The following is an 18655-nucleotide window of genomic DNA, read 5'->3' on the forward strand; positions in this document are numbered from 1 at the left end:
TGGCAGGCAAGGGGAGCACTCGGAGTCCGGCAAAGCGCACGTCCACGACCGGCGCGACCGGCCGTGCAAGCACGGCCAAGAAGGCCGCGCCGAGGCCCCGCAGTGGCACCCAATCCCGCACCACCCAGAGCAAAGCCAGTGGCAAGGGTGCCGCGGGTAAGGGCACAGCGGCGCAGGGGCGGTCCACGGGCGCGGCGCGCCCCAGGCCTGCCGTGCAGAAGAGCGGCTCGGCCTTCTCCTCGATCGGCCACGGCCTCGGCGCCGGCTGGGGGTTTGTGGCGCGAGGCGTCGGAGCGACGACACGTGCGGCCAGCCGTGCCAAGGACATCGACGCTGGACACCGGCGCGACGGCATCGCGCTGGCCCTGGTCGCGCTGGCTGTGGTCTTCGCCGGTGGCACCTGGCTGCAGGCCGCCGGGCCGGTGGGGGATGGAATCGACACCGCGGTGCGCGCGGTGATCGGCGCCGCCGGGATGCTGCTGCCCGTACTGCTGGTCGGCGTCGCGGTGATCCTCATGCGCTCGGCCCCGGCCGTGGACTCGCGGCCGCGGCTGGTGATAGGTGCGCTGCTGCTCACCGTGTCTGTGCTGGGCATCTGGCACATCATCGCCGGACAGCCGATGGACAATGCTGGCCGCTCCACCGCGGGCGGCTACCTGGGATTCATTTCCGGCGGGCCGCTTGAGGCCGGGCTCACCGCCTGGATCGCGATCCCGCTACTGGTCATCGCCGGCGGTTTCGGCATCCTGCTGGTGGCCGGCAAGACGGTCCGGGACGTCGTCGAGTACGTCGGGGGCCTGGCCGCCGGTCGCCGCGGCACTGCTGGCGACTTCGGCGCCGACTACGACGACCCGGGCTACGGGGATTACGACGGCCAGGACGCCGATGCTTCCTACGACTTCGACGACGCGCTCTCCTCCTATGGCGCCTCGCCGCACGACAACTATCCGCTGGACGAGTTTGACCGCGCCGAGTTCACGCCGATCAAGCGCAGCCGGCGCCGGCCCAGCCGCCCGCCAGTGGACCCCGACCAGTTGACCACGCAGATCGAGCGTGGCGGTGAGGATGGGGAGTTCGAGGTGGACGCAGGTGTCCGCGCGCCCGATGCCCCGCCGACACCCGCCCGTCGCCGTCCGGGCGCGTCGGCCACGCCCAGTGCGGGCGAGGTGGCTGCTGCTGCCGCCGCGCCCATGGTGGCGGCAGCCGTGCCGATCATCGCGTCACGGGTTCCAGAGCGCACGCCCCAGCCCGTCCTCGAGGAGGACGAGCCGCTGGTCGCGACGCCGATCCGCGAGGGCGACTATAAGCTGCCGCCCGCGAACCTGCTCGTCGCCGGCGACCCGCCGACCACCCGCAGCAAGGCCAACGACGTGATGATCGAGGCGATCTCCGGCGTGCTGGAGCAATTCAAGATCGACGCCGCCGTCACGGGGTTCACGCGCGGGCCGACCGTGACCCGCTACGAGGTGGAGCTCGGCCCCGGCGTCAAGGTCGAGAAGATCACCGCGCTGCACCGCAATATCGCGTACGCCGTGGCCACCGACAACGTGCGGCTGCTCGCCCCGATCCCCGGCAAGTCCGCCGTGGGCATCGAGGTGCCCAACACCGACCGCGAGATCGTCCGGCTCTTCGACGTGCTGGGCGCGCCGTCCGCGCGCAAGGACCGCCACCCCCTCGTCATCGGCCTGGGCAAGGACATCGAGGGCAACTTCGTCGGCGCCAACCTGGCGAAGATGCCGCACCTGTTGGTCGCTGGCTCCACCGGCTCCGGAAAGTCCAGCTTCGTGAACTCGATGCTGGTCTCGCTGCTGGCCCGGGCGACGCCGGAGGAGGTGCGGATGATCCTCATCGACCCGAAGATGGTCGAGCTCACCCCCTACGAGGGCATCCCGCACTTGATCACGCCCATCATCACGCAGCCGAAGAAGGCGGCGGCGGCGCTGGCGTGGCTGGTGGAGGAGATGGAGCAGCGTTACCAGGACATGCAGGCCAGCAAGGTCCGCCATGTCGACGACTTCAACGCGAAGGTGAAGTCCGGCGAGATCACGACGCCGCTGGGCTCGGAGCGGGTCTATAAGCCCTACCCGTATATCGTGGCGATCGTCGACGAGCTCGCCGACCTGATGATGACCGCCCCTCGCGATGTCGAGGAGGCCATCGTCCGGATCACGCAGAAGGCGCGTGCGGCGGGCATCCACCTGGTACTCGCCACCCAGCGGCCCTCCGTGGACGTCGTGACGGGCTTGATCAAGACGAATGTGCCGTCGCGGCTGTCGTTCGCCACGTCCTCGCTGACGGACTCGCGAGTCATCCTGGACCAGCCCGGCGCGGAGAAGCTGATCGGCATGGGCGACGCGTTGTTCCTGCCGATGGGCGCGGGCAAACCGACTCGATTGCAGGGCGCGTACATCAGCGACGAGGAGATCGAGGCGGTAGTCGACTTCGCCAAGAACCAGGCGGAGCCGGACTACCAGGAGGGCGTCACCGCGCAGAAGGTCGGGGAGAAGAAGGATGTCGACCCGGACATCGGCGACGATATGGACGAGCTGCTGCAGGCGGTCGAGCTCGTGGTCACCAGCCAGTTCGGCTCGACCTCCATGCTGCAGCGCAAGCTGCGGATCGGCTTCGCCAAGGCGGGCCGCCTGATCGACCTGATGGAGACGCGCGGCGTCGTGGGGCCCAGCGAGGGCTCCAAGGCCCGTGAGGTGCTCATGAAGCCGGAGGAACTCGACGGGCTGCTGTGGTCGATCCGTGGCGGGGACCCCGAGGGCGCCCCGGCCGACTCCGATGAGCTGCCGATGTCGTGATCGTGTAGTGTCCATCGATTGATGGAGGGGAGTATCCCCACTTCTGCAATGGCCTCGTCAACACGTTCGCCGCGCCCGTATCCGCGTTGGTAGAGCCGGTGCCATTGGTTGCGGCTGGTTCGCCTGCCGCAGCGGGAGAGACCTCCGGAGTCCAATGCTGGATTACCGGAGGTTAGATACCCATGCACGTCACACCCTTGGTCTGGATCATCACCTGTGTAGTGGTGCTCGGCCTATTCGTCTTCGATTTCTACTCCCACGTCAAGACTCCGCACGCCCCAAGCCTGCGCGAGGCGGGGACCTGGTCCGCCGTGTACGTGGCACTGGCTGTGGTGTTCGGCCTGGGCGTCTGGTGGGTTTCGGGCGGCACCTATGCCGGCGAGTTCTTCGCAGGCTATGTCACGGAGAAGTCCCTGTCCGTGGACAACCTGTTCGTCTTCATCATCATCATGTCGAAGTTCGCGGTGCCTCGGGAGTATCAGCAGAAGGTGCTGCTGCTCGGCATCGTGATCGCGTTGGTGCTCCGCGGGCTCTTCATCGCCGCCGGCAGCGCCGCGATCAGCGCCTACAGCTGGGTCTTCTACCTCTTTGGCCTGTTCCTAGTGCTCACCGCGATCAAGCTCATCAAGGACGCCGTCGAGGAGGCCAAGTCCAAGGACGCCGACGGTGATCCCGCCGAGTCTGCGGAGGGCGGCCGTCTCGCCGCGCTGATCCGCAAGATCCTGCCGACGACCGACGAGTACGACGGCGACAAGCTGATCACCCGCGTCGACGGCAAGCGCATGGTCACCCCGATGCTCATGGCGCTGGTCGTCATCGGCCTCACCGACGTGCTCTTCGCCCTCGACTCCATCCCCGCGATCTTCGGCCTGACCCAGGAGCCCTACCTGGTCTTCATGGCGAACGCGTTGGCGCTGATGGGCCTGCGCCAGCTGTACTTCCTCGTCGGGGGCCTGCTGGACCGCCTGGTCTACCTGTCCTACGGTCTGTCTCTGGTGTTGGCGTTCATCGGTGTCAAACTGGTGCTGCACGCCCTCCACGAGAACACGCTGGGCTTCATCAACAGCGGCGAGCCGGTGGCCGTGCCGGAGATCTCCACCGGGCTCTCGCTCGTGGTGATCGGCGGCACGTTGGTGGTGACCACCATTGCAAGCCTGCTGCGCTCGCGCAGCGTTGCACGCAAGGTCTAGCGCGCAAGGTGTAGCCCGGCGTCTTCTGCCACAATATGATTCCCAGCTTCGATTCCCAGCTTCGATTCGCAGCCGGGATCCGCCGTCGGTACCGTCCGCAGGGTGGCGCAGGCAGCAGAAGGTGGGTCTCCACGGTGATTGCGGGCAGTGGCCAGTTGTCCCTCGCTCGGCGCTACCCGCTTGCTGTCCGGGTCCTGGTCCTCGTGGTGGCGGCGATGGTGTTCGCGCTCGCGGTGGCGCGGTCCTCGCTGTGGCTGGCGGCTGCAGGGTTGGCAACGCTCATCGTCGCTCGCGGCGTGTGCCGCAATCGTCCACTCACGGCGGTCCACACGCTGGGCGCGCTGTTCTTCGTCGGCATTGCATTCCTGGCCCACCAGAGCGGGCATCAGAATGTGCTGCTGCTCGCCCTGGTGGCGGCGGGAGTGACCCTGGTGGCGCCGCGGGGGAGCAGCCCCGAGCCGAGGATGATGCCGCGGATCGCGGAGTTGGTCGAGCGCACCCCCAATGATCCGCTCGCGCCGTTCACGATGCACTCGGCCAAGAGCTATTTCTTCGACTCGACCGGGACGGTGGCCCTGGGCTATCGGGCTCGGCTGGGCATCGCGGCGGTCGGCGGCGACCCGATCGGGGATCCCGCCCGGTTCGCCGCGGCCATCGACGAGTTCGTCGGGTACTGCCGCGGACAGGGCTGGAGTGTCGCGGTGCTCGGCGCGGGCGAGGCGATGGTGGCGCACTGGCGGACGGTGGGCATGCGCGCGTTGGCCATCGGCCGTGATGTGGTGCTCGACGTGGACACCTTCACCTTGGTCGGCCGGAAGAACCGCAACCTGCGGCAGGCGGTCAGCCGCTCGCACAACTACCAGCTGACCACCGAGGTGCGCGCGGAGGCAGATCTGACGGCGGAGCAGCGCGCCGAGCTGATGGGCATCGTCGCCGAGGCGCACGGCGGAGAGCAGGACCGCGGCTTCTCCATGATCCTCGACCACCTGCTAGACGGCCGACATCCAGGGCTGCTCGTGGCGATCTGTCGCGACCCCGCCGGGCGGGCTCTCGGCTTCCAGCGGTACGGGGTGGCCGACGGTGGTCGCATGATCACGATGGATGTCCCATGGCGTCGGCCAGACGCGCCCAGCGGGGTGGACGAGCGGCTGACGATCGACATGGTGGAGTACGCGCGGCAGACGGGCGGCAAGAGCCTCTCGCTCGCGTTCGCGCCGTTCCCCGAGCTGTTCGAGATGACGGAGCGAACCCCGCTCCAGTCGCTGGCCTACCGCGCCGTGCGCCTGCTCGACCCGATGATCGCCGTGGCGTCGCTCTACCAGTTCCTGAAGAAGTTCAATGCGTTGGGCGAGCGTCGCTATGCGCTGTACAACTGGCACAACGTGGCGCTGGTGCTGATCGTGTTCCTGACATTGGAGTTCGTGCCGCATCGCAAGCGCCCCTGACCCGTGATCCGCGCACACCAGGTCAGGTCAGATTGGTGAGCATGCGGGTGTTGCCGAGGGTGTTCGGCTTGACGTAGCTCAGGTCCAGGAACTCGGCGACGCCCGTGTCATACGAGCGGCACATCTCCGCGTAGACATCGGGCGGCACCGGGGCGCCCTCGATCTCGAGGAAGCCGTGCCGGGCGAAGAAATCCACCTCGAAGGTGAGAACGAACACGCGCTCCAGCTCCAGCTCGCGGGCCACATCGAGCAGTTTCGCCACCAGATGGTGGCCGGCGCCGAGCCCCTTCACCCGGGGGTCGACGGCAACGGTGCGCACCTCGCCGAGGTCGGTCCACATCACATGCAGGGCGCCGCAGCCGACGACCTCGTTGCCGTACTCGATCACCCAAAACTCCTGGACCGCCTCATAGAGGGTGACGAGGTTCTTCTCTAGGAGGATGCGGCCGGCGTAGATGTCAATTAGCCGTTTGATCTCCGGCACGTCTGAGGTCTTGGCCCGCCGCACCAGGAATCGTGGATCCGACGCTCCCGAAGGAGGGGTTGCCGGAGTGGGGGGTTGGCTGGTGGTCATGCCGTGAAGCGTAGCGATCTGGTTACCGATAGGCTTTGTGACGTGCCGGTCTCCCTTGTTATGCGTGCCTTTGAGCTGTGCGTGCCGGATCTGCGTGGGGGTGCCACGTGGTGAGCGCCGACAGCAAGAACCAGGATTCGATCCACGCCGATCCCGGCGCGGTCAACTCTCCTGCCTCCACGGCCCACGAGGTGCCGATCCTCAACATCGCCAATATTCTGACGATGCTGCGGATCGCGCTCGTCCCCGTGTTCCTTGTGGTGCTGTTCGTCGGCGATGGACACGAGCCGGCCTGGCGCATCGCCGCTGCTGCGGTGTTCGGCATCGCCGCGTTGACCGACCGCATCGATGGCCAGCTCGCGCGCAAGCTCGGCCTGATCACGGACTTCGGGAAGCTTGCCGACCCCATCGCGGACAAGGCTCTCATCGGGGCTGCGCTGGTCGGGCTGTCGATCCTGGGGGATTTGAGCTGGTGGGTGACCGGGATCATCGCCTTCCGCGAGCTCGGCGTGACGGCGCTGCGGTTCGTGGTGATCCGGCACGGGGTGATCCCCGCAAGTCGCGGCGGGAAGCTCAAGACCCTCGTGCAGGTGGCCGCCATCTTGCTGCTGATCTTGCCCCTGCCCGCGGCCTTCGGGACGGCGGTGACCGCGCTGATCTGGATCGCCGTTGCGCTGACGGTGGCGACCGGCCTCGACTACGTGGCGCAGGCGTTCACCCTGCGCCGCAGCCGCCGCCAGGAAGCCTCGGGCGACGACACCAGCACGCCGTGATGTCGGCAGATCCGCTCGTCGCCGGCACCTGCGCCGCAGAGTTGGTCGCCGAACTGGCCGCGCGCGGGCAGAGCCTGGCGACGGCGGAGTCGCTGACCGGGGGGCTCGTCGCGGCGACTGTCGCTGGCGTGCCCGGGGCCAGCGCGGTGCTGCGCGGCGGAGTCATCGTGTACGCGACCGAACTCAAGCACACTCTCGCCGGGGTCCCCGCCGACGTCCTCGCCGCCGACGGTCCAGTCGCCGCCACCACGGCCCAATTCTTGGCGGCGGGCGCGGCCGAGCGTTGTGGGGCGACCTGGGGAGTCGGCCTGACCGGTGTGGCCGGTCCTGATCGCCAGGACGGCAAGGCGGTAGGCACGGTATTCGTCGGTTTCGCCGGTATCGGGCCAACTGGGGATAGGGTGGCGTGGACAACAGAGCTTCGTCTGGACGGCTCACGCTGGGAGATCCGCTCGGGCGCGGTGGTGGCAGCGCTACGGGACCTGCTCGAGGCTGTTCGGCGGCAGTGCTGACGGCCCAGGGCCAGTCCGCTACCGTGGTGGGAACTGTCTTCACTGCTGGGACGTTGAACGAGATAATGAGCGTGAACTGGAGGTCGAGATGACACTACTACTGCGTGAGGCCATCGGCGACAGCCTCCGTCGCACGCGTACGTCCCAGAGTCGTACGCTGCGCGAGGTGTCCACGTCGGCGCAGGTGAGCCTGGGCTACCTGTCTGAGGTCGAACGAGGCCGGAAGGAGGCGTCGAGCGAACTGCTCGCCGCCATTTGCCGAGCCCTGGAGGTGCCCATCGCCGAGGTCCTGTTCGATGTGAGCGCGACGCTGGCCGTCAGCGCGGGCATGGACGTCGCCGTCAACACCGCTGCGATTGCGGATCCGCGGGCCGGACTTGACCCGTCGGACAGCCCGCGATTGGTGATTCCACAACCGAAGGTCGGGGTCTTCGCGGCCTGACACGCTTCGCTGTGATGTGTTGCGACGTGCGGACCGCTAGATTGGCATGTGAGAGATTCTGGGCCACCCTGGGATCGACCTGCCCGGCGCCACCGATGAGGGGCCGGTGCCACGCGTGGTGTGTGGCGGACGGACACTACAGACGGGGATTCACCCAATGGCCAACCCATTCGTCAAGGGCTGGAAGTACTTGATGGCCTTGTTCAACTCGAAGATCGACGAGAAGGCCGATCCGAAGGTGCAGATCCAGCAGGCGATCGAGGAGGCGCAGCGGCAGCACCAGGCCCTGTCCCAGCAGGCTGCCTCGGTGATCGGCAACCAGCGGCAGCTGGAGATGAAGCTGAGCCGCCAACTCTCGGACGTCGAGAAGCTGCAGGCCAACACCCGCCAGGCACTGATGCTCGCGGACCAGTCCAACGCTGGTGGAGACACCGCGAAGGCCACGGAGTATGAGAACGCGGCCGAGGCGTTCGCCGCCCAGCTGGTGACCGCCGAGCAGAACGTCGAGGACATGAAGAACCTCCACGACCGTTCGCTGCAGGCCGCTGGCGAGGCGAAGAAGGCCGTCGAGCAGAACGCGATGCGCCTGCAGGAGAAGGTCGCCGAGCGCACCAAGCTGCTCAGCCAGCTGGAGCAGGCCAAGATGCAGGAGCAGGTCAGCGCGTCGATCCGGTCGATGTCGGAGATCTCCGCACCCGGCAACACGCCCTCGCTCGATGACGTGCGGGACAAGATCGAGCGCCGCTACGCCGACGCGCTGGGCTCCTCCGAGCTCGCACAGGGCTCGATGCAGGGCCGGATGGCTGAGATCCAGCAGGCCTCCGTCCAGATGGCCGGCCACAGCCGCCTGCAGGAGATCCGTGCGTCGATGCAGCCGCAGCTACCGGGCAAGACAGAGCAGGTCGCGGTCACCAAGGGCGAAACTGCCGCCACCGGCGAGGCCGAGCCGACGCAGTAACAACGCGTTCTCCACAACAGCGCAGCGCCGAGGGCGCCACTGCCGATCATGACGATCGTGGTGGCGCCCTCGCTGGCTGTCGGGGTTAGTCCTCGGGGAGCTCGGGGTCGTCCAGGCCGCGGGCGATGAGGGCGTCGCCGAGGGCGTCGGCGCGGCGCAGTGCACCGACGATCACCGGCACCACGAGCGCGCGCACGGAGAAGCCGAGGCCGCGGGCCTTGCGGGCCTGGGTGACGGTGCCGACGAGGTCGCCGAGCATGGGGATCGAGCGGATCGTCATGGCGAAGACCAGCCCCACCCGGTCGGGATCGACACCGAAGCGCCGTAGTGGCCCCAACATCCGGGTGGTGACATCGAGCATCTCCGTCACCTGCGTCGTCAGCGTGATGAGGGTGGCAGCCACCACGGAGAGCAGCAGCACGCCGCAGATCACGACCGCGCGCTGCCACGACGTCAAGAAGACTTGGAAGACGCCGATGATCACCAGCATCCAGAGCAGCGGCCGCACTTGCCTCAACACCAGGCTGAGACGCAGACGGGCGGTCGCGATCACCAGGAGCACGGTGGCGGCCGCGGGCAGCAACTGCCAGGGCTCGCGGACCAGGATGCTCATCGCGACGATGCCCACCGCCAGGAGGACGATCTTTACCCCGGCCGGCGTGCGATGCACTAGGGAGTGTCCGGGCTGGAAGAGCCCGAGGGTGCTCACCCGATGAGCTTCCGATAGAACTCGATGGCCGGCGCCGGGGCGTCGTCGGCGGCCACCTTGCCGTCGTCGATCACGAGCACCCGGTCGAAGTCAGCAACCAGCTCCAGGCTGTGGGTGACGACGACGACCTGTTGGGGAAGACGGCGCAGGATCTCGGCGAATCGCCGGGCATTACGCAGGTCGAGCAGCGTGGTCGGCTCGTCGGCCACCAGGATGTCGGGCTCCGTGACGAGGACCGCGGCGAGGGCGAGGAGCTGCTTCTGGCCACCAGAGAGCAGGTGGCAGGGGTGGTCGGCGTGGCCGGCGAGGTCGAACTGGGCCAGCACCTCGGCGACCCGCGCGGCACGCTCGGCCTTGCTCATCTTCGCGCGGCGCAGCGAGAAGCCGATGTCCTCGGCGACGGTGGGCATCACGATCTGGTGGTCGGGATCGGTGAAGACGAAGCCCACCCGTCGGCGGATGGCGGCGGCGCGCTTACGGGTGTCCTCGCCGTCGACGAGGACCCGGCCACGCTCCGGCAGGTGTAGGCCGTTGATCATCCGCGCGAGGGTCGACTTGCCGCTGCCGTTGCCGCCGATGATGCCTACTCGGTGCTCGGTGAGGGACAGGTCGATCCCGCGCAGCACCACTCGCTCGCCGAAATGGTGGTGGACATCCTCGAACTCGATCGTTGTCAACGTGGGCCCTGTCTACCGTGGTCGCTATAGCTCAAGCGGGCTGGCCGGCGGGCTCCGCGAAGGGGACGCGTTTGCTGCGGAAGGGCGTGATCAATCCCGGGTAGGACCGATGGACCTGCGCGGCGACGAGCGCGGTGACCACGGCCTTGACGAGGTCGCCCGGAAGATAGAGGAAGTTGGTGGCGATCGCGGCGTTGAGGCTGAGATCCGCGCGCCAGACGAGGCCGACGACGCCGCAGGCGTACATCACCACGAGGCCGCCGATGATGTTGATGCCAATGCCCGCGACCACGTTGTAGCGCGGCATCAGCACCTTCGTGAGTAGCCCGATCACGATCACGGCCGGGATCCAGCCGATCAGGTAGCCCGCGGTGGGCGAGACGATGGCAGTGAGGCCGCTGCGGCCGCCCGCCAGGATCGGCAGGCCGGCCATAGACAGCGCGATGACGACGAGGACCGACAGGCAGCCCTTGCGCGCGCCCAGGATGGCGCCGGCCAGCATGATGCCCATGCTCTGCAAGGTGATCGGGACACCCGACGTGCCGATGTTCAGCTGGCCCGGGAGTCCGAGAGCGACGATGAGGGCCGCGAAGACCGCAATCTGCGCAAGATCGCGCGCAGACAGTCGGACTGCGGAGGGAAAGGCGATCACGGTGGTGGGCTCCTGGCGTCGTGCGGTCGCCGGAGAACCGGCGAGATTGGCTATCAGCTTATTGCGATGCCGGACACACCGACGGTCCTGGGTAGGGGTTTGCCCCGATCTTTCCCGGATCTTGGCCGTCGGCGGCGGCGCCGGACGGGGAAGGCAGGCATGCTCGAGGGAAGAAGCGGCGAGGACAGCAGGTCCGGCCGGCACGGCAAATGGGGATTGGCATGTTCTGGAAGGTTCTTGGCGCGATAGTGCTGGTATGGCTAGTGTTCGTCCTGTTGGGGTGGATCATCAAGGGGCTGTTCTGGATGATCACGATTGGGGTGATCGCCGTGGGCATCTACATCCTCTATAAGGCGATGACCTCGGACTCGAAGGAGTCACAGCATCGGTGATGAGCGGTGGAAGGGTTGCCTTGAGCGATAGTGGATTGACGCCATTCCCAGAGGACTGGAGCCGCGCGCTGGTGCTCGTAGCGCATCCGGACGACGCGGAGTACGGGATCGCGCCCGCCGTCGCGAAATGGACGGCCGCCGGCAAGGACGTGCGGTACGTGCTGGCCACCCGCGGCGAGGCGGGCATCGCCGGGCTGCCCCCGCACGAGTCGGGCCCGGTGCGCGAGGCGGAGCAGATCCGCTCGGCGGCGGTGGTCGGTGTGGACGTGGTCGAGTTCCTCGGCCACCCCGACGGCAGGCTGGAGGAGGGCCTGGCGCTGCGCCAGGACCTGGCGGCCGCGATCCGTCGGCACGAGCCCGAGCTGATCCTGACCCTCAATCACCGCGATCACGGCGCGGGCGGGCGCATCAACACCGCCGATCACCGGATCCTGGGCAGGTCGGTCTTCGACGCGACCGCCGATGCGGCGAACGAGTGGATCTTCCCGGAGCTCGCCGCCGACGGCTCGCGCCCATGGGCCGGCGTGCGGTGGATCGCGGTCGTCACGACGTCGCCGACGCACGCCCTGCCGGTGGACGACAAGTTCGTCGAGATCGCCGTCGACTCCCTGGCGGAGCACCGGCGCTACCTCGAGGCGCTCTCGGACGCGCCGGTGGAGGCGCAGGCCCGCGCGCAGGTCGAGAGGGTGACTGCGCCGCGGCCGGGATTCGGTGACGGGCCGGCCATCGCCTTCGAGCTGTTCCCCGTCGGGGGCTAGCGGAGTGGCGATAATCATTGTGGGCGCGGGCATCGCCGGACTGAGCCTCGCCGTCGGCCTACAGCGCGCGGGTGTTCCCGTCACCGTCGTGGAGGAGCGGGAGCACCTCGACGGCGGTGCAGGCATCACGCTGTGGCCCAACGCGCTGGCGGCCCTCGACGATCTTGGGCTGGGCGCGCAGGTCCGCCGGACGGGCCGGCAGGTCAGCGCGGGCACGGTGGCGACCCCGCGGGGCCGCCGCATCCGGGAGCTCGATGAGGCGGATCTGGCCGCTGCGCTGGGTGAGCCGGTCATCGCGATCCATCGGCAGACGCTCATGGATCTGCTCGTCGCCCACCTCCGGCCGGGCACTATCCGCTGGAGCGCTCCAGTCGCCGGGGTGCACGTGGCAGGCGGCCGGACGTTGGTCGAACTCGCGGACGGAACCGAGTTGGCGGCCTCGGCGGTGGTGGGCGCGGACGGCATCCGCTCCGCCATCGCGAGGACTCTGAATCCTGGGCTGGCGATGGCACACAGCGGCTTCACCGCGTGGCGCGGCGTGGCGGCGGTGGAACTCGACGGCGGCGGCCAGGTCTGGGGCAATGGCGCGGAGTTCGGGTGGGTGCCGCTGGCACAGGGACAGACCTACTGGTTCGCCGCGCGCCGCGCGCCCGAGGGCCAGGATCTGGGCCCGGCGGCGGAGTTGGCCCGGCTCCACCATGATTTCGGGCACTGGGACGGTCCGGCCGCAGACCTGATCGCCGCCACGGCCCCGGACGGCCTCGCCCGCCATGACCTCCCCGACCGGCCGCTCGCGAAGCGCTGGCACGCTGGCTCCGTCGTGCTGATCGGGGATGCGGCCCACCCAATGCGGCCGAACCTGGGCCAGGGCGGCTGCCAGGGCGTCGAGGACGCGGCGGTGCTGAGCCGGCTGCTGGTCGGCGCGGCAGACCCGACCGCAGCGTGCGCGGAGTTCACCCGGCTCCGGCGACGCCGGGTGGTCGGAGTGGCGCGCCAATCCTGGTTTTTGGGGACGATGATCGGGCTCCGCCCGCACGCGGCCGCCAGCGCGCTCTTCCGGGCGAGCTCCTGGCTGCCGCAGCGGCTCCTGCTGGGTCAGATCGCCACGGTCGCCAGCGCCGACGCTTACCAAAAGGCCCGCAGATAGGTGGCGGCCTTTACCGGATGTGGGATGGTTGCCCGATGCGAGTAGCGGTGGTGGCCGGACCAGAGGCGGGGCATGCGATCCCCGCGATTGAACTGTGCAGGAGGCTGGTCGCGGCGGGGGACTCGGCGGTGCTGCTGTCCGGAACACGGTGGGCGGACGCGGCCGCCACGGAGGGCTTCGAGTTCATCGAGCTCAAGGGCTTGGCCCCGCGGCCGGGGGATGACGACGCCGACGAAGGCGCGAAACTGCATGGCCGGGCGGCGCACGTGTCCACCGAGATCCTGGCGGACCTGCGGGCCATCGCGCCGGACCTGGTTGTCTCCGACACGATCACCGTCGGCGGCGGCCTCGCGGCTGAGCGCCTCGGCATCCCCTGGGTGGAGCTGGTGCCGCATCCGCTCTACCTGCCCTCGAAGGGGTTGCCTCCCCTCGGCAGCGGACTCGCGCCCGGCGTGGGCGTCCGGGGCCGGATCCGCGACGTCGTGCTGCGCGCGATGACCGATGCCTCGATGCGCCGCGGCGCCAAAGCGCAGCGGGCAGCACGGCTGAGTGTGGGCTTGCCCGCCGCCGGCCGCGGGCCCGTCGCGCGGCTGATCGCGACTCTGCCCGCGCTCGAGGTGCCGCGCCCGGACTGGCCGGACAACGCCTATGTGGTGGGCCCGCTGGTCTGGGATCCGACGACCGAGGAGATGGACCTGCCGCCCGGATCGGAGCCGCTGATCCTCGTGGCCCCATCGACCGCCACGAACGACGACAAGCCCCTCGCCGAGGCCGCGCTCGGCGCACTCGCGCCGGAGCTGATGGGGGAGCACCCGGTGCGGGTCGCCATCACCACGTTCGGGCCGATCCCTTCCGCGGTGCCGGAGTGGGCGCGTGCGGGCCGGAGCCGCCAGGAGCAGGCGCTTAAAGAGGCAGCGGTCGTCGTGTGCGGGGCCGGCCACGGAATGCTGGCCAAGGCGCTGCTCGCCGGCGCCCCGGTGGTGGCGGTGCCGGGGGGCGGGGACCAGTGGGAGCTCGCGCGCCGGGCGGAGCGGGCCGGATACGCGGTGTTGGTCAAGCCACTGACGGAGGAGGCGCTCACCGCCGCTGTACGCACGATCCTGGCGGACTACGAGCGCTACAGCGCCGCCGCCGTGCGGGCACAGCGCGGCGCGGATGCGGTGGTCGACGCGGTGGCGGTGTGCCGCCGTGCCGCCGGTGTCGCCTGAGCCCGCACGCGCTACCGTTGGCCGGTGCGACTAACACAGTTCCAAGAGTTGATCGACGAGGAGTTCGGCCGGATCCGCGGCGGCTCGATGCTGGTGGACCATGTGCTCACCGATCTCAATGGCCAGACCGCGAAGCAGGCTCTAGAGGCCGGGGTGGAGCCCCGGGATATCTGGCGGGCGCTGTGCCGGGACTTCGAGGTCCCCAAAACCCGCTGGTGAGAGCCTTTCTATGAATTATCTTCGCGAACATGTTCGGCGTGTCGTCGCCGTCGAACACGCGTTCGTCTATGCTGGTGCGTAGGCGGCGATCCGGTGCCGTGGGATTTCCTCGGCGGAAGTCTCCACAGGCGGGGCTGTATCCACAACCGAGGCCTTCGAGGGCCGCAGAACTGAAAATTGTCAGTGCCCGCATCTACTCTGACGGCACTGCACGAATTCCACAGACCTAGGCAGACGGCAACAGCAATGGGGCGCAATCTCATGGCCGCGGCGCACACGCCAAGAACGGAGACATCATGGCGAAGGTAAGTAACGACCGCAATAAGGCGCTGGAGCTGGCGCTGGCGCAGATCGACAAGAACTTCGGCAAGGGCTCGGTGATGCGACTGGGCGAGGAGTCGCACCAGCCGATCGCGGTGATCCCGACGGGGTCGATCGCCCTGGATGTGGCGCTGGGCATTGGCGGGTTCCCCCGCGGCCGGGTCGTCGAGATCTACGGCCCGGAGTCCTCTGGTAAGACGACGGTGGCGCTGCACGCGGTGGCCGAGGCGCAGAAGGCCGGCGGGATCGCCGCCTTCATCGATGCGGAGCATGCCCTGGATCCCGAGTACGCGCGCAATCTCGGCGTGGACACCGACGCCCTGCTGGTCTCGCAGCCGGACACCGGCGAGCAGGCCCTGGAGATCGCGGACATGCTGATCCGCTCGGGTGCCATCGACATCCTCGTGATCGACTCCGTGGCGGCCCTGGTGCCGCGTGCGGAGATCGAGGGCGAGATGGGCGATAGCCACGTGGGACTGCAGGCTCGGCTGATGAGCCAGGCGCTGCGAAAGATGGCGGGCGCCATCAACAACTCGGGCACCACCGCGATCTTCATCAACCAGCTGCGCGAGAAGATCGGCGTGATGTTCGGCTCCCCGGAGACCACCACCGGCGGCAAGGCGCTGAAGTTCTACGCCTCCGTCCGCCTGGACGTCCGACGGATCGAGACGCTCAAGGACGGCACCGACGCGATCGGCAACCGCACACGGGTCAAGGTCGTCAAGAACAAGGTCGCGCCCCCGTTCAAGCAGGCCGAGTTCGACATTCTGTACGGCCAGGGCATCAGCAAAGAGGGCTCGCTGGTGGACATGGGCGTGGAGCAGGGCTTCGTCCGCAAGTCCGGGTCCTGGTACACCTACGAGGGCGATCAGCTGGGGCAGGGCAAGGACAACGCCCGCAAGTACCTGCTGGAGCACATCGACGTGCGTGACGAGATCGAGAAGAAGATTAAGGAGAAGCTCGGCATCGGCGCCGTACTGACCGACGATGCCACAATCGCAACCGCAGACGCCGCGCCCGTCGAGTTCTGAGGATCGGATCGGAGCAATGGGACCTGAACCCGTCAGCTCTGATCCGGGGGTGAATTCGCTCGGTCCGGAACAAGCCGCGCTGGCCTGGTCAAGGCTGGAGCGGATCTTCGGCGATAGTGCCCAACCGCAGGGGCCTGCCCTCTCGCCGAGGGAGCGCCCACGGGCCAAGCACACGCGCTCCCCGGGCAGGACCACGCCAGACAGTCTCGCTTCGCGCGCTGACGTGGCGGGGACCATCGACGACCCGGCAATGCCAGAGTGGGCTAGGCCGGTCGGCTCCGCGCCGAGGCAGTCGACCGGGACCGTAGCCAAGACCGGCACGGGGGAGCGCGAGCAGCCTGGACCCCTGCCGGGCGATGCGGAGCTGGGCTCTGCCAAGACCTTGCCCCGAGGCTCACAGTCGGGTCGATCCGCGGCCCGCCGACGGCGTCCCGGCGAGGGGGACGCCGACTACCGCGAAGCCGACGACACGCAGATCGGCTCGCCCCGGCCCGGACGCGACAGCCGGGCGGGCCGCGAGGCTCCCACAGGGGAAGACGATCCAGCCAAGGCCTACGACTCCTGCTTGCGGTTGCTCGGCGCTCGCGCGCGCAGCCGCGGAGAGCTGGTAGACCGGCTCACGCAGCGCGGTTTCTCAGAGGACGTCGTGGCAGAGGTGACCGGGCGGCTTGAGCGCGAGCAGCTCATCGACGACGCGGACTTCGCCGACCAGTGGGTGCACTTCCGGCATCGGGACGGCGGCAAGGCGAAGCGTGCGTTGGCCCAGGAGCTGCGGCACAAGGGTGTCGCGGACGATGTGGCGGCGATAGCGCTGGAGCAGATCTCCGCGGGGGACGAGGCGGAGCGCGCGGCCGAGCTGGTGCGCAGAAAGCTCTCCCGCAAAGCCGTGGACCCGAACCTGGAGACTGCGCAGCGAGAGAAGGAGATGCGCCGGCTCGTCGGGATGCTGGCCCGCAAGGGCTATTCCGCGGGACTCGCCTACCGCGTGGTGAAGGAAGCCTGGGCGGCGCGCGCTGAAAGCGCAGACTGAGCCACTCGCTGGAATTGGTCACCCACGACGACATCACCTTCCACGGTCCGCTCGCGGCGCTATCCGGGCTGACGATCGCCCGTCGAGCACGGCGGACCGAGCAATGGCTACGGCCCCACCCGGAATGATTGGGTGGGGCCGTAGCCATTGCTCGGTGGAGATTCCAGCCGGGTCAGATGCGCCGCGCCGCGCCGCCCATCGGGCCGATCTCGTCTATGCCGGGAACCCCGTCGATCATATCGGCGTCGATGTCGGGCAGGCCCGTCTCGAGCTGGCCCGGGCGTCCCTTGCCCGCGCCACGCGTGCGCAACCGCTTCTCGATCCACGTCGCCAGGCTGGTCAGGGCGAAGTTGATGATGATCATGATCACGCCGACCACCACCAGTGCGGCGAAGAAGTTGCGGTAGGAGGAGCCCGCCTGCTGGCCGCTCCGCACCAGTTCGATATAGCCGATCTGGTAGCCGAGCGCAGAGTCCTTCAGAGCGATCACCATCTGGGAGACCAGTGCTGGCAGCATCACCGTCACCGCCTGCGGCAGGAGCACGATGCGCATGGACTGGCTCTTGCGGAGGCCGAGGGAGACCGCGGCCTCGTTCTGCCCGCGCGGGAGCGACAGGATGCCGGCGCGCAGGATCTCCGCCATGACGGAGCCGTTGTACAGAGTAAGCCCGACGACGACGGCGGCCAAGGCCAGCTGGCCGGACGGGAAGATCCCGTAGTGGGCGAAGGCCTGGTAGGCGAAGATCATCAGGATCAGCACCGGGATCGCGCGGAACAGCTCCACAATGGCGCCGCTGATCCAGCGGACAGGACGGTGCACGGACAGTCGACCAATGCCGAGCACCGCGCCGAGCGCCAGCGCTAGGACGATCGAGATGCCGGCGGCGAGGAGGGTGCCCCACAGGCCGGGCAGGAGATACGTAGTCCACATGTCCTGCTCTGTGAACGGCTCCCACTTGGAGGCCGTCAACTGACCGTTGTCCCCGAGGATCCGCAGCACAATGATGATGGCGCCGATGAGGACGACGCCGAACAGGACCGCGATGAGGCGGTGTTTGATCCGAGCCCGGGGACCGGGAGCGTCGAAGAGAACGCTCGCACTGGTACTCATCGTTTGACCGCCCATCGATTGCCGACATAGCCGAAGAGGAATCCGATGGGCAGCGTCAGGATCATGAAGCCCACGGCGAACAGGCCGAACACGAGGAACAGCTCATTGGCGTTGAACTCGATCATCGTCTTCATCAGCAGCGCTGCCTCCGCCACACCGATGACCGACGCGATGGTGGTGTTCTTGGTCAACGCGATAAGCACGCTGCCCAATGGCGCGATGACCGCGCGCATCGCCTGCGGCAACACGATCACCGACAACGTCTGGTCGAAGCGCAGACCCAGGGACCGAGCGGCCTCGGCCTGGCCGATGGGCACAGTGTTGATGCCCGAGCGCAGCGACTCGCAGACGAAGGCGGCCGTGTAGATCGTGAATCCGAAGACGGCGAGCCAGAAGTTGTTGTCATCGATGAAGGTTGGCGAGCCCTCGGGGGCGAAGTGCACACCGAGGTTCTGGTAGAGCCCGATCGAGCAGAACAAGATGATCAGGGTCAGCGGGGCGTTGCGGAAGATATTGACGTAACAGGTCGCGGCCAGCCGCATGATGGGCACCGGCGAGACGCGCATGGCGGTCAGCACGGTGCCCAGGATTGTGGCACCGATCGCCGACCAGAATGTGAGCTTGATGGTGACCCAGAACGCGCTGAGCATCTGGCTGCCATAAGTGTTGATGAGATCCATAGTTCACCTCCTCGGGTAG

General features: G+C 68.3%; 19 protein-coding genes and 1 pseudogene. 14 read left to right on the forward strand and 6 right to left on the reverse strand.

Features of this window, described 5'->3' with window-relative positions; all coding sequences use genetic code 11:
* Positions 1–212 precede the first annotated feature (212 nt).
* The 3 genes from TBIF_RS21330 (at position 213) to TBIF_RS21340 (ending at position 5442) form a co-directional block, all read left to right on the forward strand.
* Positions 213–2807: an FtsK/SpoIIIE family DNA translocase gene (locus TBIF_RS21330; protein ID WP_235174928.1), complete on the forward strand. Its 2595-nt coding sequence runs from the start codon at positions 213–215 to the stop codon at positions 2805–2807.
* 182 nt (positions 2808–2989) lie between these two features.
* Positions 2990–3997, forward strand: a complete 1008-nt coding sequence (locus TBIF_RS21335; RefSeq protein ID WP_024796770.1) for a TerC family protein — start codon at positions 2990–2992, stop codon at positions 3995–3997.
* A gap of 134 nt (positions 3998–4131) precedes the next feature.
* A complete protein-coding gene (locus TBIF_RS21340; RefSeq protein WP_158506381.1) occupies positions 4132–5442 on the forward strand; it encodes a bifunctional lysylphosphatidylglycerol flippase/synthetase MprF in 1311 nt (436 codons plus the stop codon).
* A 22-nt stretch (positions 5443–5464) separates the two neighbouring features.
* Here TBIF_RS21340 and TBIF_RS21345 read toward each other — a convergent pair whose 3' ends face one another.
* Positions 5465–6016 (reverse strand): amino-acid N-acetyltransferase, encoded by a 552-nt coding sequence (locus tag TBIF_RS21345; RefSeq protein ID WP_084611838.1) that lies wholly within the window; start codon positions 6014–6016, stop codon positions 5465–5467.
* A gap of 110 nt (positions 6017–6126) precedes the next feature.
* Here TBIF_RS21345 and pgsA point away from each other — a divergent pair, with 110 nt between their 5' ends.
* The 4 genes and pseudogenes from pgsA to TBIF_RS21365 all read left to right on the forward strand — a co-directional run.
* A complete protein-coding gene (pgsA, locus tag TBIF_RS21350) occupies positions 6127–6789 on the forward strand; it encodes a CDP-diacylglycerol--glycerol-3-phosphate 3-phosphatidyltransferase (protein WP_372435111.1) in 663 nt (220 codons plus the stop codon).
* Positions 6789–7301 carry a CinA family protein gene (locus TBIF_RS21355; protein ID WP_024796774.1) on the forward strand — a complete coding sequence of 171 codons (513 nt, stop codon included), beginning with the start codon at positions 6789–6791 and terminating at the stop codon, positions 7299–7301. Before pgsA ends, TBIF_RS21355 begins: the two co-directional genes overlap by 1 nt.
* Before the next feature lie 88 nt (positions 7302–7389).
* Entirely contained in the window at positions 7390–7743 is a 354-nt protein-coding gene (locus TBIF_RS26540) for a helix-turn-helix domain-containing protein (RefSeq protein ID WP_024796775.1), read from the forward strand.
* A gap of 157 nt (positions 7744–7900) precedes the next feature.
* A pseudogene (locus TBIF_RS21365) lies at positions 7901–8618 on the forward strand (PspA/IM30 family protein); the annotation flags it as partial.
* A 168-nt stretch (positions 8619–8786) separates the two neighbouring features.
* Here TBIF_RS21365 and TBIF_RS21370 read toward each other — a convergent pair.
* The 3 genes from TBIF_RS21370 to TBIF_RS21380 are packed head-to-tail and all read right to left on the reverse strand — an operon-like array spanning position 8787 to position 10739.
* A complete protein-coding gene (locus TBIF_RS21370; protein ID WP_024796777.1) occupies positions 8787–9410 on the reverse strand; it encodes an energy-coupling factor transporter transmembrane component T family protein in 624 nt (207 codons plus the stop codon).
* Positions 9407–10087 (reverse strand): energy-coupling factor ABC transporter ATP-binding protein, encoded by a 681-nt coding sequence (locus tag TBIF_RS21375; RefSeq protein WP_024796778.1) that lies wholly within the window; start codon positions 10085–10087, stop codon positions 9407–9409. Before TBIF_RS21375 ends, TBIF_RS21370 begins: the two co-directional genes overlap by 4 nt.
* A 31-nt stretch (positions 10088–10118) precedes the next feature.
* Positions 10119–10739 (reverse strand): biotin transporter BioY, encoded by a 621-nt coding sequence (locus TBIF_RS21380; RefSeq protein ID WP_024796779.1) that lies wholly within the window; start codon positions 10737–10739, stop codon positions 10119–10121.
* A gap of 221 nt (positions 10740–10960) precedes the next feature.
* On the opposite strand from TBIF_RS21380, the gene TBIF_RS25930 reads away from it, so the two are divergent.
* The 7 genes from TBIF_RS25930 to TBIF_RS24175 all read left to right on the forward strand — a co-directional run bounded on the left by TBIF_RS25930 (position 10961) and on the right by TBIF_RS24175 (position 16845).
* Positions 10961–11131: a hypothetical protein gene (locus tag TBIF_RS25930; protein ID WP_024796780.1), complete on the forward strand. Its 171-nt coding sequence runs from the start codon at positions 10961–10963 to the stop codon at positions 11129–11131.
* 35 nt (positions 11132–11166) lie between these two features.
* On the forward strand, positions 11167–11889 hold the full coding sequence (locus TBIF_RS21390; protein WP_024796781.1) for a PIG-L deacetylase family protein: 723 nt from the start codon (positions 11167–11169) through the stop codon (positions 11887–11889).
* Between the two features lie 4 nt (positions 11890–11893).
* Entirely contained in the window at positions 11894–13036 is a 1143-nt protein-coding gene (locus TBIF_RS21395) for an FAD-dependent monooxygenase (RefSeq protein ID WP_024796782.1), read from the forward strand.
* 35 nt (positions 13037–13071) lie between these two features.
* The gene (locus TBIF_RS21400; protein ID WP_024796783.1) at positions 13072–14244 is read left to right on the forward strand and encodes a glycosyltransferase; all 1173 of its coding nucleotides are present in this window, start codon (positions 13072–13074) and stop codon (positions 14242–14244) included.
* Between the two features lie 24 nt (positions 14245–14268).
* Entirely contained in the window at positions 14269–14463 is a 195-nt protein-coding gene (locus TBIF_RS21405) for a DUF3046 domain-containing protein (RefSeq protein ID WP_024796784.1), read from the forward strand.
* Positions 14464–14759: 296 nt separating this feature from the next.
* A complete protein-coding gene (gene recA / locus TBIF_RS21410) occupies positions 14760–15815 on the forward strand; it encodes a recombinase RecA (protein WP_024796785.1) in 1056 nt (351 codons plus the stop codon).
* A 223-nt stretch (positions 15816–16038) separates the two neighbouring features.
* On the forward strand, positions 16039–16845 hold the full coding sequence (locus TBIF_RS24175; RefSeq protein ID WP_024796786.1) for a regulatory protein RecX: 807 nt from the start codon (positions 16039–16041) through the stop codon (positions 16843–16845).
* A gap of 172 nt (positions 16846–17017) precedes the next feature.
* On the opposite strand, the gene TBIF_RS21420 is transcribed toward TBIF_RS24175, so the two are convergent.
* Positions 17018–17956 carry an amino acid ABC transporter permease gene (locus TBIF_RS21420; RefSeq protein WP_024796787.1) on the reverse strand — a complete coding sequence of 313 codons (939 nt, stop codon included), beginning with the start codon at positions 17954–17956 and terminating at the stop codon, positions 17018–17020.
* Positions 17953–18636 carry an amino acid ABC transporter permease gene (locus tag TBIF_RS21425; protein ID WP_024796788.1) on the reverse strand — a complete coding sequence of 228 codons (684 nt, stop codon included), beginning with the start codon at positions 18634–18636 and terminating at the stop codon, positions 17953–17955. Before TBIF_RS21425 ends, TBIF_RS21420 begins: the two co-directional genes overlap by 4 nt.
* Positions 18637–18655 lie beyond the last annotated feature (19 nt).

Origin of the sequence: Tomitella biformata AHU 1821 (genome assembly GCF_000524475.1) — a bacterium.
Classification (GTDB): Bacteria; Actinomycetota; Actinomycetes; order Mycobacteriales; family Mycobacteriaceae; genus Tomitella; species Tomitella biformata.

Excerpts from the sequence above, each read along its gene's own strand:
- recA (WP_024796785.1), top strand. The coding sequence starts at position 14,760 with ATGGCGAAGGTAAGTAACGACCGCAATAAGGCGCTGGAGCTGGCGCTG.
- TBIF_RS21425 (WP_024796788.1), bottom strand. The coding sequence starts at position 18,636 with ATGGATCTCATCAACACTTATGGCAGCCAGATGCTCAGCGCGTTCTGG.
- TBIF_RS25930 (WP_024796780.1), top strand. The coding sequence starts at position 10,961 with ATGTTCTGGAAGGTTCTTGGCGCGATAGTGCTGGTATGGCTAGTGTTC.
- TBIF_RS21345 (WP_084611838.1), bottom strand. The coding sequence starts at position 6,016 with ATGACCACCAGCCAACCCCCCACTCCGGCAACCCCTCCTTCGGGAGCG.
- TBIF_RS21335 (WP_024796770.1), top strand. The coding sequence starts at position 2,990 with ATGCACGTCACACCCTTGGTCTGGATCATCACCTGTGTAGTGGTGCTC.
- TBIF_RS26540 (WP_024796775.1), top strand. The coding sequence starts at position 7,390 with ATGACACTACTACTGCGTGAGGCCATCGGCGACAGCCTCCGTCGCACG.
- TBIF_RS21400 (WP_024796783.1), top strand. The coding sequence starts at position 13,072 with ATGCGAGTAGCGGTGGTGGCCGGACCAGAGGCGGGGCATGCGATCCCC.
- TBIF_RS21355 (WP_024796774.1), top strand. The coding sequence starts at position 6,789 with ATGTCGGCAGATCCGCTCGTCGCCGGCACCTGCGCCGCAGAGTTGGTC.
- TBIF_RS21420 (WP_024796787.1), bottom strand. The coding sequence starts at position 17,956 with ATGAGTACCAGTGCGAGCGTTCTCTTCGACGCTCCCGGTCCCCGGGCT.